This is a genomic window from Stenotrophomonas sp. YJH_SMC_119 (assembly GCF_059368315.1).
Genome location: NZ_JCAFRP010000003.1, coordinates 127470 through 141153, shown reverse-complemented (window position 1 = coordinate 141153; position 13684 = coordinate 127470). Strand labels below are relative to the sequence as shown.

9 protein-coding genes are annotated in these 13684 nt (G+C 66.5%); 4 read left to right on the top strand and 5 right to left on the bottom strand.

What is annotated here, in order from left to right; genetic code table 11:
* The first annotated feature begins 13 nt into the window (after positions 1-13).
* Genes AC5P6S_RS06615 through AC5P6S_RS06605 form a run of 3 tightly spaced genes read left to right on the top strand, consistent with a single transcriptional unit; the run spans position 14 to position 4731 of the window.
* Positions 14-892 carry an alpha/beta fold hydrolase gene (locus tag AC5P6S_RS06615; RefSeq protein ID WP_062607085.1) on the top strand — a complete coding sequence of 293 codons (879 nt, stop codon included), beginning with the start codon at positions 14-16 and terminating at the stop codon, positions 890-892.
* The gene (locus AC5P6S_RS06610; protein ID WP_099561368.1) at positions 889-1365 is read left to right on the top strand and encodes a MaoC family dehydratase; all 477 of its coding nucleotides are present in this window, start codon (positions 889-891) and stop codon (positions 1363-1365) included. The genes AC5P6S_RS06615 and AC5P6S_RS06610 overlap by 4 nt, the downstream gene beginning before the upstream one ends.
* 36 nt (positions 1366-1401) lie before the next feature.
* Positions 1402-4731 (top strand): hybrid sensor histidine kinase/response regulator, encoded by a 3330-nt coding sequence (locus tag AC5P6S_RS06605; protein ID WP_495204531.1) that lies wholly within the window; start codon positions 1402-1404, stop codon positions 4729-4731.
* Positions 4732-4735: 4 nt separating this feature from the next.
* Here the strand turns inward: AC5P6S_RS06605 and AC5P6S_RS06600 are convergent, their stop codons facing one another.
* Positions 4736-5410 carry a response regulator transcription factor gene (locus AC5P6S_RS06600; protein ID WP_062607091.1) on the bottom strand — a complete coding sequence of 225 codons (675 nt, stop codon included), beginning with the start codon at positions 5408-5410 and terminating at the stop codon, positions 4736-4738.
* Between the two features lie 129 nt (positions 5411-5539).
* Between AC5P6S_RS06600 and AC5P6S_RS06595 the strand changes: the two genes are divergently transcribed.
* Positions 5540-7186 (top strand): fatty acid--CoA ligase, encoded by a 1647-nt coding sequence (locus tag AC5P6S_RS06595; RefSeq protein WP_495204530.1) that lies wholly within the window; start codon positions 5540-5542, stop codon positions 7184-7186.
* Positions 7187-7205: 19 nt separating this feature from the next.
* Here AC5P6S_RS06595 and AC5P6S_RS06590 read toward each other — a convergent pair whose 3' ends face one another.
* The 4 genes from AC5P6S_RS06590 to AC5P6S_RS06575 form a co-directional block, all read right to left on the bottom strand.
* Positions 7206-7805, bottom strand: coding sequence for an NADPH-dependent FMN reductase (locus AC5P6S_RS06590; protein ID WP_049395990.1), 600 nt, complete (start codon positions 7803-7805; stop codon positions 7206-7208).
* Positions 7806-8020: 215 nt separating this feature from the next.
* Positions 8021-9787 carry a wall associated protein gene (locus AC5P6S_RS06585; protein WP_099561371.1) on the bottom strand — a complete coding sequence of 589 codons (1767 nt, stop codon included), beginning with the start codon at positions 9785-9787 and terminating at the stop codon, positions 8021-8023.
* Between the two features lie 117 nt (positions 9788-9904).
* Positions 9905-10648: a FadR/GntR family transcriptional regulator gene (locus tag AC5P6S_RS06580; RefSeq protein WP_005409753.1), complete on the bottom strand. Its 744-nt coding sequence runs from the start codon at positions 10646-10648 to the stop codon at positions 9905-9907.
* Between the two features lie 102 nt (positions 10649-10750).
* A complete protein-coding gene (locus AC5P6S_RS06575) occupies positions 10751-13642 on the bottom strand; it encodes a TonB-dependent receptor (protein WP_099561372.1) in 2892 nt (963 codons plus the stop codon).
* Between the last annotated feature and the right edge of the window lie 42 nt (positions 13643-13684).

Here is a 13684-nt window from a genome sequence, read left to right as displayed (position 1 = left end):
AGGAAGCTTCTGCATGACGCAGTCTTACGACGACCTGTACTGGAACAGCGACGATGGCCTGCGCCTGCACGCGCGCGACCATGCAGCGGATGCCCGGCAGGCGCCCCGCGGCACCGTGGTCTGCATTCCCGGCCTGACCCGCAATGGTGCCGATTTCGATGCACTGGCCGAAACACTCACCGCCGAGGGATGGCGCGTGATCGCGGTCGACCTGCGCGGTCGCGCAGGGTCGGAACGCGCATATGACCCGTCCAGCTACAACCCACGTGCCTATGCGGATGACATGGTCGCGCTGCTGCGCTCGCAGAACATCGACAAGGCGGTGTTCGTCGGCACCTCGCTGGGCGTGCTGGTGACCATTACCCTCGCTTCGCGCGCGCCGGAGCGGATCGCGGGCGCGGTGCTCAACGATGCCGGCCCCAAGGTGCCGCATGAGGCGCTGGCACGGATCGGCAAGTATGCCGGCAAGCCGGTACCGCCGATGGACCTGGTGCAGGCCACGGCCTACGTGGAATCCATCGGCAAGGCCGCGTTCCCGCGCTTCAGCACCGACGACTGGCGGCAGATGGCGGTGCGCACCTTCCGCCCGCGCAGCGATGGCCTGCTGGAACTGGACTACGACCCGGCAGTGATCCGCACCACCCGGCCATGGCTGCTGTGGCTGTTGCGTCCGCTGCTGTGGCGTGCGGTTCGCGGGCTGACCACACGGGTGCCGGTGCTGGTGGTACGCGGTGCGTTGTCCGACATCCTGCCGGCCGATGTCGCGCGGCAGATGGCGGCCACCTCGGAAAGTGCCCGGCTGGTGGAGGTGCCCGATGTGGGGCACGCGCCGATGCTGTCCGAGCCAGAGGCACGTGACGCGATCCTGACCTTGCTGGAGCGCGTGGCGTGAGTGCGGACAGCGAGCTGCCTCCCGCCCTGCAGGCCGTGCAGCAGTGGGCCGCCAGTGAGCGGCTGAGTGGCGTGACCTGCCTGGACCAGGCGCGCATCGATGCCTTTGCCGACGCCACCGGCGACCACAACTGGATCCATGTCGATCCAGCGCGGGCGCAGGCGCAGATGCCGGGTGGGCATACCATCGCACACGGCTTCCTGCTGCTCTCGCTGACGGTGGAGGACGATGTGGCCGCCCTGGCCGGCTTCCCCGGCATCGCCCATGTGCTCAACTACGGCTTGAACAAGGTCCGCTTCCTGGCGCCGGTGCCGAGCGGGTCCGAGGTGCGGGTACGCTCGCTGCTGGTGTCACTGGATGCGCGCCAGCCCGGCCAGTGGCTGCTGATCCAGCGCAAGGCCGTCGAGCGGGTCGCCGATGGCGAGCTGGCACTGGTCGCTGAGCAGCTGTCACTGATCGTGATCACGCCCTAGCACCACCCCGCCCGATTCTCTCCCTACACTGGAGCGATGTTGACGCCCTCCATCGTCCTCTTCGCCTGCATTGCGTGGACCGCACTGCTGTTTGGCGTGGCGCTGTGGGGCGAGCGCCGGGGGCACCGGCTTTCGAAGGCATGGCCGCTCATCTATGCACTGTCGCTGGCCGTGCACTGCACCGCGTGGACCTACTACGGTGCGGCCTCGCAGGGGCGGCAATGGGGTTTCCCCATTCCCCCAACCCTGGCCGGCATGGCGCTGATCTTCGCGTTCGGCCTGCCGTTCCTGCGCCGCCTCGGGCGGCTGGCCAAGCAGCACAACAGTGCCACCATCGCCGATCTGGTCGTTGCACGACTGCGTGCCGATCGCGGCCTCGGCTTCACCATCACCCTGGTGGCGCTGTTCGGCATCATCCCGTACATCGCACTGCAGCTGAAAGCCGTCAGCCAGGGGCTGGGCACCCTGCTGGGTGATGGGTTCGCGCCTGCCGGTGCGCAGCTGGACATGTCGTTCTGGTTCGCGCTGACGATGGCCGCGTTCACCCTGCTGTTCGGTGCACGCGAGGCCTCGGCCACCGAGCCCAACCGCGGCATCGTGGTCGCGCTGGGCCTGGAGTCCGTATTGAAGCTGGTGGCGCTACTGGCCATTGGCCTGTATGCGGCGCTGTCCGTGCACAAGGCCGGCACACCGCTGCTGGAGAAGATGGCGCAGCTGCCGCCACCGGCCATCGTGCCGGACTATCTCACCATGGTCGCGCTGGGGGCGATCTCCGCGTTCACCCTGCCGCACCAGTTCCATGTTGGCGTGGTCGAGCTTCGCCAGACATCGGACCTGAAGACGGCACGCTGGATGTTCCCGGTCTACCTGCTGCTGATCGGCCTGCCGTCGGTGCCGATGGCATTGGCCGGCGCTGCGCAGCTGCCGGCCTCGGTATCGCCCGACCTGTACGTGCTGGCGCTGCCGCAGGCCGCTGGCCATCATCTGCTGGCGCTGCTGGCCTATCTGGGCAGCCTGAGTGCGGCCACCGGCATGATGATCCTGTCCGGGCTGACGCTGTCGATCATGCTGGGCAACCATGGCTTCGGTTCGCGCCTGCTCGGCGGCATCGAGGGTGGCGTGGCCAACGCCGATCTGCGCCCGCGCGTGCTGGCGTTCCGCCGTGCCGGCATCCTCGCCGTGTTTCTGATGTCGTGGCTGTACAGCCGCGCGATGAGCGACACCGAGGCACTCAGCGATTTCGGCCTGATGTCCTTCACCGCCCTCTCGCAGCTGGCACCGGCTGTGCTGCTGGCGGTGTATCGCCCACGTACGCCCTCCGCGGCCATCATCGCCGGCATCGTGCTGGGCTCATTGGCCTGGCTGTGGCTGGTACTGCTGCCGATGGTGATCCCGGCCGCGACGCCGTCGGTCGGCGCCGACGGGCTGCATTGGTTGGCGGTGGTCTCGCTGCGCGTGCAGCCGGGGCATATCGCCATCAGCATGGGGGCCAGCCTGGCGGTCAACCTGCTGACCGTGGCCCTGGTGTCGCGGGCCGTGCGTCCGTCATTGCCGCGGAGGCGGGATGCGGTGGCTGCGGCGTCCCTGCGCAGGACCGCCGGACGCTTCCTTGGCCAGGAGCGTGCGCGCCAGCTGCTCGAGGGCCACGCCGGGCAGATGCTGGATGACGACCGGGTCACCGCCGTCGAGCGTGAGCTGACGGCCGTGGTGGGCGCAGGCATGGCACGGCTGCTGGTCGAAGCCGCACGCGAGGGCGGCGCCGCGCCGCTGGATGCGGTGACCCGCGCCGTCGGCGAAGCTACCCAGGTGCTGCGCTTCAACCAGCGACTGCTCGAAGCCGCGCTGGAGAACATGAGCCAGGGCATCAGCGTGGTCGATGCGCAGCTGCAGCTGGTGGCCTGGAACAGCCGCTACGCCGCGCTGTTCAAGTTCCCGCCGGAGCTGCTGCAGGTCGGGCAGCCGGTGGTCAACCTCACGGCGTGGGCACTGGGGCAGCTGAAGATCGGCGATGGCCCCGGCGACACGCCCACCAGGGCGTTGCAGCGCCGCGTCGCGCATATGCGCCGTGGCACGCCACACCTGTCGGAACGGATATTTCCCGATGACACCATCGTCGAGATCCGCGGCAACCCGATGCCGGGTGGCGGCTATGTAGCCACCTTCACCGATGTCACGGCGTTCCGTCGCGCGGAGGATGCGCTCAAGCGCAGCAATGAAACGCTGGAACGCCGCGTACAGGACCGCACCGCGAGGCTGCAGCAGGCGGTCCAGGAGGCCGAGCGCGCGAACGCGGCGAAAACCCGCTTCCTGACGGCGGTCGGCCATGACCTCATCCAGCCCCTGCATGCGGCCCAGCTGCTGACCGAGGCGATGTCGCAGCACATCGAATCCGAGTTCCTCGACAGTTTCCTGCAGCAGATCCGCGGCGCACTGGATTCCACCGATGACCTGCTGTCCGGCCTGCTCGATATCTCGCGACTGGAAGCCGGTGGGCTGGTGGCCGATCCACGCCCGTTCGCGCTGTCGACGGTGCTGGATCCGCTCGCGCAGGAGTTCGCGGTGCTGGCGGCGGCGCGCGGCCTGCAGTTCCGCCATGTGCGGAGCCAGGCCTGGGTCCATAGCGATCCCCTGCTGCTGCGCCGGGTGCTGCAGAACTTCCTGGCCAATGCCATTCGCTACACCCGCCATGGCGGTGTGTTGCTGGGTGTGCGCCGCCAGGGGCAGGCACTGATGATCGGCGTGCATGACACCGGCCCCGGCATTGCTCCGGAGCAGCAGGCGGTGGTGTTCGAGGAGTTCCACCGGGTCGATCGCAGCAACGGCCAGGGACTGGGACTGGGCTTGACCATCGCCCACCGCATCGCCGATCTGCTGCATGCACCCTTGCACCTGCGCAGCGTGCCCGGGCACGGCTCGGCCTTCTCGATCAGCGTGCAACGCGCAGCACCGCCTGTTGCCCCGCGCAGTTCGGCACCGACGGGTGGCAGCAACGCCCTCAAGGGTATCCGCGTACTGGCAGTGGACAACGACCCGGACGCGCTGGAGGCGATGCGGCAACTGCTGATTTCCTGGGGCTGCGACGTCATCGCGGCAGGCAGCGCCGATGCCATCGGGCCCTCAGCGCACGAGGCGGCGCTGTGGCTGTTCGACTATCACCTGGATGACGGCGATACCGGTGTTGCGCTGTGGCAGCGGCTGGCGGACATGCATGGACCGCGGCCGACGGTAATCCTCAGTGCGGATACCAGCAGTGATACACGCGAGGCGGTGCGCGGCGCTGGGCTATCCCTGCTCAACAAGCCGTTCAAGCCGTTGGCGTTGCGCTGGGCGATCAACCACCTGCTGGCGGCCACTGCCACGCGCTGACCGTTCAGCGCTCGGGCAGCTCTTCGATCTGCCGCGACGGATCGGCCAACCCCATTTCGTGCAGCACGCGGATGGCCTGCGCACGGTTGCGCACGCCCAGCCGCTCCATGATGCGTGTCATGTGCGCCTTGACCGTGCGCAGCTGTACGCCCAGCCGGTCGGCAATCTGCTTGTTGAGCAGGCCCTCGGCCACCAGCCCCAGCACTTTGTATTGATGTGCGGACAGGCTGGCCAGGCGCGCGGCGAGGTCGGCATCCCTGCTGAACGGCGCTACCCGCGCCACCGGCTCGCGCAACAGCGCCGGGATCCAGCGTTCGCCCTCCAGCACGGACTGCAGCGCGGACTGCAGCTCGTTCAAACCCGAGCTCTTGGGCAGGTAGCCCGCGGCGCCGAGGTCGATGGCGCGCCGGATCACCTGCGGCTCCTCGTTGGCGGAGACGATGATGATCGCCAGGCCCGGCTGCAGCGCACGGATGGTCGCCAGCCCGGCCAGCCCATGGTTGCCCGGCATGTGCAGGTCCAGCAGCATCAGGTCGATCGACTGGTTCTCGATCGCCTCCAGCACGCTGTCCAGTGAATCCGCCTCGCTGATCTGCAGATCGGCGACCGCCTCTTCCGCCGCGCGATGCAGTGCCGCACGGAACAAGGGGTGATCATCGGCGATGAGCAGGGTTGGCATGTCCTGGCGAGATTATCAAATCGGCTGCGCGCGGGAACAGGTACCTAGGTACGCTGGTACAGCAGGAAGGGCTTGATAGTGTGGTGCGGAGAAGGCCGGCGACCGCAACGCCGCCCACGAGGAAATGCCATGTCATCCGCCCCCACTCCCGATGCCCATGCCTATCCACTGCTGATCAAGCAGCTGCTGCTGATGCCGCTGGCGGTGAGTCCTGAACAGGAAGTCGTCTATGGCGATAGGGTCCGATTCGATTACCGCACCCTGCAGGCGCGCATCGGCCAGCTGGCCGGCCTGTTGACCTCGCTGGGCGTCGGCCACGGCGACACGGTGGCGGTGATGGACTGGGACAGCAACCGCTACCTGGAGGCCTACTTCGCGGTTCCGATGATCGGTGCGGTGCTGATGATGGTGAATGTGCGCCTGGCCCCCGAGCAGATCGCGTACACGCTGAACCACAGCGGCGCGCGGGTGATCCTGGCCAACCGCGAGTTCCTGCCGCTGCTGGACGCCATCGACGAGCAGCTGCCGGACCTGCGCACGCGCATCCTGCTGGACGATGCCGGTGGCCCGCTGCCGCCTGGCTTCGCCACCGAGTACGAAGCGGGGTTGCGCGGTGCCACGCCGGTCGTCCGCTTCCCGGACTTCGACGAGAATGCCCGTGCCACGGTGTTCTACACCACCGGAACCACCGGATTGCCCAAGGGGGTCTATTTCAGCCACCGGCAGCTGGTGCTGCATTCGCTGGCGGCGATGGCCGCGCTCGGCGGCGCACCCCGCCAGGGACGCCTGCATCGTGACGATGTCTACATGCCCATCACCCCGATGTTCCATGTGCACGCGTGGGGCCTGCCCTACGTGGCTACCGCAATGGGCATCAGGCAGGTCTATCCGGGGCGCTACCTGCCTGCGAAACTGCTGGCGTTGATCGCCCGCGAAAAGGTGACCTTCTCGCACTGCGTGCCAACCATCCTGCACATGCTGCTGGAGCACCCGGACGCGGGGCAGACCGACCTGGAGGGCTGGAAGGTGATCATCGGTGGTGCCGCGCTGCCCCGTGCCTTGGCGCAGCGCGCACTGGCGCGGGGCATCGACATCTTCGGCGGCTATGGCATGTCCGAGACCTGCCCTCTGCTCACCATCGCCCAGATCGACGTGGACAGCGTGACCGATGCCGACGAGGTGCTGTCACTGCGCACCAAGGCCGGCATTCCGGTGCCGCTGGTGGACCTGCGCATCGTCGACCCGGACATGGGCGATGTCGTCCACGATGGCGTCGCCACCGGTGAGGTGGTGGCGCGCGCCCCCTGGCTGACCCAGGGCTACCTGCACGATCCCGAGGCTTCGGCAACGCTCTGGGCGGGCGGCTACCTGCACACCGGCGACATCGGCAACATCGACGAAGCTGGCTACCTGCGTGTCACCGACCGCATCAAGGACGTGATCAAGACCGGGGGCGAATGGATCTCCTCGCTCGCGCTGGAAGACATCATCGCACTGCACCCGGCGGTCAGCGAGGTCGCGGTGATCGGTATCGCCGACACGAAATGGGGCGAGCGGCCATTGCCACTGGTGGTCAGGAAGCCGGGAAGCCATGTGGCCGAAGCGGAGATCATCGAACTGGTCGCGGCGCGCAGCCGTTCCGGAGACATCTCACGCTATGCGATCCCGGAGCGCGTGAGCTTCGTGGATGCAATCGAGCGGACCAGCGTGGGCAAGATCAACAAGAAGAAGCTGCGCGGCCTGCATGATCCGGCCCTTGGCACCGGCGGGCGATGACGGCCTCTGCCGGCATCGCTCAACCGCGCGACGCCCCACCCTGCAGCAGCTGGACCCAGCTCTGGAATCCCTCCAGGAAGCGCTGCAGGCGCTTGCGCGTCGCCGCGTCGAAATTTTCCGCGTCAGCGTCGTAGGCGGCCGCTGCTTCGGCCACATAGAGCTGTGGCGAGGCCATGGTCAATGCGCCCATGGCGGTCAGTGTATGGCGCAGCTGCGACTGTGCCAGTTTGGTGCCCCAGTGACCCGGCGTAGCGCCGATGATCGCCACCGGCTTGGCCGAAAGGACCGTGCGGTACTCGGCATCGTCGCGGGACAGCCAATCGAGCGTGTTCTTGAGTACGCCGGGCAGTGACTGGCTGTACTCCGGCGTGGCGATCAGCACGCCGTCAGCGGCCGCAATGGCCGTGCGCAGGCGCTTGACCCCGGCAGGGCCGGCCGGGTCGGCGGCTTCCAGGTCTTCGTCGAACAGCGGAATATCGGCGATGGTGTCATGCACGGTCAGCAGCAGGCCCGCAGGCGCGGCGCCTGCTGCAGCCCTGACCAGGCGCCGGTTGTAACTGTTGCTGCGCAGGCTGCCGGCAAACGCCAGGATGTTCAGCGGTGGAGGGGTGTCGGACATGCGGGATTCCTGGAATGAGTCGGTGCGGGGTCACGGGCCAGGCATCGACAACGCGGGTGGGCCAGGGCCAGACTGGATCTGCAGAGGATCTCGGTTCCGGCGGTGTAGTGCCTTCGTTCTTGCTGCTCCCTTTTCCAGGGCGAACAGGGCGCGGCGGGGCGATCCAGCACGTGCCACTGCCCGCGTTGCGGCCCCTGTCCTGCCACATCGTACGCCTACTGCACGGGCTGGCTGGCTTCAGTGATGGACACAGGTCGTGCCATGCTGTCGAACGTATTGACCTTCCAGATGTAGCGTACGCCATCCTGCTCGATGACCTTCTGCAACAACGGTATCTGCTTGGCTGCGATGATTCCGCTGGCACGCTGATATGCCGGTCGCCCGGCCAATGCCGGATAGCTGCCGGAAGCGTCAAGCTGATAGCTGAGGGTGGTGGCGCGGCCCGGCTGGACCGAGGAAAGCAGATAGCCTTCGTCCACATTGAATCGATTGCCAAAGGTGTGCCGGGTGGTGACACCCTCTGCATCCTTGACGTCCACCCACTTAGTGGCCGGCGAATTCGCCTGGCACAGTTCCTTGCTGCCGTCGGCATAGCACCCGTTGGCCGGGCCGTAACTGTAGGCCCACGTATAAGGCTGGTCGATGCCCGGCCCGGTGACTGTCCTGGAAACCAGCGACCACGTGTAGTACCTGGCGGGCGTGTATTCGATCGAGTCGAGGAACCCGCTACCGGTGCTGTCGGGCATACTGCAGCCATAACGCGCCCACGAGCGGCCATGCAGCGTCGGCTCGAAGCGATACTTCGCCACTGCACCACTGGGATGGCGGATCGAACCGGAATGGCCGTAGGTCACCACACCCGGATTCCGGCAGAAACCCCGCTCTGCGGGAACGGCACCGGCACCCATGGTGCCTACGTTGAACCCCGTAGTCTGCCAGTAGGACTGGTCCGGGAAGGTGACCTTGTAGCCACCCACCACGGTACCGTAGGTCCACGTCCTCCCGCCCGCACGGACCGCGCTCACTTCGCTTGGCAGCGTGCTGGGCGATCCAGCCGTCCATTCGAGATCGACGGTGCGGCCATCGTTGGCTGCGATGCGCAGCAACTGCCGTGGATTTGCCGGATCCCACGTGTAGGTCACCGAATTGCCAAACCGGTCTCGGGCACTGGTCGGAAGAATATGGAACTCCTGCCGGAAAAGAACGAACTCGAACTCCGTAACCGAGCCGAAGTTTCCCCGCGAGTATCCCTTCTTGATCAATGGCGGTCCGCTGCCAAGGCTGGCCATATGATTGAGCGTATAGGTGATACCGGCAGGCGTCGTGACTTCGAAGCCCTCACCTGCCCCATCGTCCATGGCGACGCAGCGGATGACATTGCCGCTCTTGGTTCGCATCGGGTAGGCATGGCCTGTACTCGGCACGGGCCATTCGTTGCTTTGCGCGAGTAGATCCTCGTCACCGGTCTCTGGCAGGTAGAGCTGCGTTCCATGCCAGAACTCGTCGGAGTTGAAGTACTCGGTGAATGTCCCCGGCCCTGTCGGCGTCTGTGCCTTCACCGTGACGATCTCGGTTGGAGGCGGGGTGAACTTCGAACAGCGGTTGAGCGGCTCGGCCACCACGTAATTCTTCCATCCCCCCTGGGTGCTGAACGTTCCATGCACCCTGGGCAGGGCCAGGTCCCACACCCCGAACATGCCCAATCCCTGCCGGCCCTGTGCACCTGCCACCAAGCGCCGCTTGATGCCCACCTCCAGCGCACTGTTGCCCGGCAGGTCGACGTCGGTCTGCAGGAATTCCACCGAGCCGGTAAACAGCCCGATCCTTTCCCCGAACATGTCACCGGTATCCAACTGCAGAATCTGCCCGCGGGCATTCAGCGCCGCCGCGTAGTCCTCCATCACCGTCGAGCCGCGGTTGGCGCTCGACGCAGGCAGGGCCGTCATACACAGCAGCGCAGCTGCCGCGATCCTTGCGTACATGGTGTCCCCCTCGTCGACGAAGCAGAGCTTACTTCGCGCTCGTCGGCACCGGCAAGGATGATTCCCCGCACGTCACAGCGTCCTGACCCGCCCCGGCGGCCCTGGAAACGCCGTTACTCAGATACGCGTCGTGGCCATGAACCGTTCGCGGTCCTGCTGCGTGCGGCGGCGGATCTCCTCCAGCGCCTGGCTTTCGGTCGCCTGCAGCATGGCCTCGAACAGACGCTGGAAGTGATGGCGCATCGCATTGCGCGCGGCCACCGGATCGCGCGCGCGCAGGGCTTCGAAGATCGCCATGTGCTCGTCGGCACGGCTGGCGCCATCATCATGGCAGACCCGTGCATAGACCTCGGTTACCCGCGGCAGTTCGCTGCGCATGCGCCAGATCTGCTGCACGAAGAACTCCACCACCGGGTTACCGGAAAGCCGTGCGATGGCCAGGTGGAAACGGCGGTCGTACTCGCCGGCTTCCGCGTCGCTCAGGTCGCGACGGCACAGCGCTTCGGCCAGCGCCTGCAGCTCGGCAATGCCGGCATCATCCAGATTGCTTGCCGCCAGAGCGGCGGCCTCGGCCTCGAATACCGCGCGGGCAGCGGTGAGGTCGAAGGCGCTGACATCCGGCAGCCCGCCGGGCGCCTGCGTCGGGCGCGGCTTCACATGCACGCCCGATCCGATGCGGATGGCGATCCAGCCCTGTGCTTCCAGTGCGATCTCGGCTTCGCGGATGGTGACCCGGCTGACACCGAACCGTTCGGCCAGCTCACGCTCGCCCGGCAGCCGCGAGCCCGGCGGAAATTCGCCGTCCTCGATCAGCTTGCGGAGCTTGGCAGCGATGGTCTGGTAAAGGCGGTTGGCGGACATGCGGCTGACCCTTGGCGATTCCTTCCCGGTCCCTGCCCTGCCACCGCGGCCGGCAAGGGTCCGGTTGGAGCGACGGCGCGACCACTGGCCGCGCCGCCCTGTTCAGAACTTGTATCGTACACCGAAATACGCACGCCGCCCGTAGGTCACCACTTCGCGGAAGTTCCCATAAAGCGGCTGGTAGGCCACGCGCGGCTCGTTGGTCAGGTTCATCAACTCCAGCGACAGCGACAACTGCTTGTTCACCCGGTAGCGCAGGCGCAGGTCCACGCTGGTGTTGTCATCGTAGTAGCGGTTCTGCTGCGCGGTGTTGCCGGTGAAGTCCTGGTAGTAGTGCGAGCGGAACTTGCCGATGGCCTGGATGTTGAAGCGCCCGACGTCCCAGTAGATCGAGCCGGACAGGACGTGCCGCGAGAAGCCGCTGAGGCCCGCCGGCGGCACGATCGCCGGAATGATCGTGCCGTCACTGGCCAGCTGCTCGCCCAGTCGCGAGTCCTGGGTCCGGTAGTCGGCATCGGCGTAGTTGTAACTGACCTTGAAGCCCAGTCCGTCGAACGGCTTGGGCAGGTACGACAGTCGATGGGTGGCGGTCAGCTCGAAGCCGGTCAGCGTGCTGTCCTCGTCGGTGGTTACCTGCTGGCGTACCGGCACGGTCACGCTGTGGCCGTCGATGGTGTAGGTCTCCGGCACCAGCGCAGTGGCGGTGCCGCCGTTGAACTGCTTCCAGTACACCGCGCCGGCCAGCATCGTGTCCGGGTTCGGGTACCACTCCAGTGACAGGTCGCCGTTCCAGGACATCAGCGGCTGCGCGGCGGGGTTGCCGCTGGCGCTGATGTCATCCAGCGCGTCGGCCAGATTGCCGTAGGTGGCATCACTGCTCACGTTGATGGTGCGCCCGGCACCCAGCGCGGCGATGTCCGGCCGCGACATCGCGCGGTATGCACCGACCCGCAGCAACACGTCCGGGCGCAGTTCGAAGGCCGCGTTGAGGCTGGGCAGCAGCTTGTCGTTGCCCGCCTTGAACACCTGCGTGCTGTACTCGCCGGTGGGTTGCAGGCGTATCGTGCCGTCACCATTGTCCTCGATACGCAGCCCGGTACGCACACCTTCGGAGCGAACGTCGGTCTTGACCCAGCGCAGGCCGAGGTTGCCGGTCACCGGCAAGCCGAACAGGCTGCTGCTGAACTCCCCCATCAGATAGAGCGCGCGTGTCTTCTCGGTGATATCGACATTGTTCGGATCCTGGAAACCCGGATCCAACCCACTGTCGAGGCTGCCACGGAACGACTGGTACAGGCAGTTCGGATCGAAGTACGCCCACGAGGAGATCGTGTTGCCGCTGGCGGCATCCATGAAGTCATCCTGCGGGAACGGCGCGCGGCAGGCCCGGTTGGCGGCGATGATCTTCGCCTTGTCGGCCGCCACGCGCTGGTCGTAGTCGGTTACCAGGGTGTTGTCGCGCAGACGGTAGTCAGCCTGGCTGGCACGCACGCCACCCTTGATGCGGGTAAAGAAACCGGACTCGGGCATGAAGCTGGCATCGAAGCGGCCGGCCTTGATCCTGTGGTCGTTCTCCGTTGCGCTGGAGGTGACGCGCGCCGCGCCGGTGTAGGCGTCCCAGTTGTTGGGGTCGAAGTTCGGCGCCAGCGCGACACTGGGCACTTCGCCGTGCCAGTCCCAGTCATAGTCCACGTAGCCGGTGGCACCACTGCTGATGCCCGGCACGATGGCATTGTTGACGTCGCGCTGGTTGGCACGCAGGCGGGTCATGCGCTCGCTGTCGAGGCGATTGGTGTGCGAGTACGAAAGATCGGTGGACAGTTCCCAGGCCGGGGTCGGTCGCAGGATCAGGTTCAGGCCACCCCCGGTGTACTCCTCGCCACGCCAGTAGCGGTTTGAAGTGGAATCAATCGAGGTGCTCCCATGCAGGTGGCGCACGATGCCGTCCTCGTCCACCTCGCGCCGGGTGATGCCACGGCGGGCGTTGGACAGGCTCAGGTCGCTGCGGTTCTCGTACCAGTTGCGCTCGGTGTGTTCGAAGTCGAGGTTCACTTCAACTACGTCATTGGGCCGCCACTGCAATGCGGCGAACTCGCTCTGCCGGTCGTTGCGCTCCTGCTTGAGCCGGTAGATGCGGCTGCTTGGCACCAGGTAGTACGGCGCGCCGTTGGCGATGGCCTGCGCGGACACTTCATTGCAGTTGGCATTGCCCACGTTCTGCGTGCCATCGCAGGCATACCAGGTGGAACCGCTGGTGATGCTCTCTTCCGGGTCGGTGCCATCCAGGCGCTGGAAGCCCAGCGAGATGCCCAGCTTCTGCCCGTTGCCGAACTCGAACTGGTCGATGTAGCTGGCGGTGCCGCGATAGCCGATGCCGTCGTCGTCGCGGTACTTCTTGTCATACTCGGCCCAGCTGCCGCGCAGGTCCAGCTGCGCCGCACGCTTGCCGTACTCCAGTGGGCGCACTGTTTCCAGGCCGATGGTGCCAGCCACGCCGCCTTCGATGATGTCGGCGCGCTGGGTCTTGTAGATGGCCACCGTATTGATCAGCTCGGCGGGGAACATGTTGAAGTTCACCGAGCGGTCGCCGCTGCCGTTGGTGATCTCGCGGCCATTGAAGTTGGTGCTGCTGAGGAAGGCGCCCAGGCCACGGATGGAGATTTCCGAGGCGCCGGTCTTGTCGCGGGTCGAAGCGGCGCCGGTCAGGGTCTCGATCGCATCGGCCAGCGAAGGCGCCGGCAGGTCGCCGATGTCATCGGCCGAGAGCACGTCGGCAATGACCGTGTCATCGCGCTTCTTGTTGATCGAACTCTGCATCGATTCGCGGATGCCGGTGACCTGCACCTGGTCCAGCGTGGTGGGATCCTGCCCTGCCGCGTCCTTGCCGGATTGCGCCTGGGCCGTGGGCAGCCCCGCCAGCACGGCGAGCAGCGCCACGATCAGGGGTGTGGGGGACAACGAGATGCTGTGCACTGCTCCGGCGGGTCGCCGCATGGTTTCCTCCTCCCAAAGGATCGCCTGCATGCCAGGCGTGGG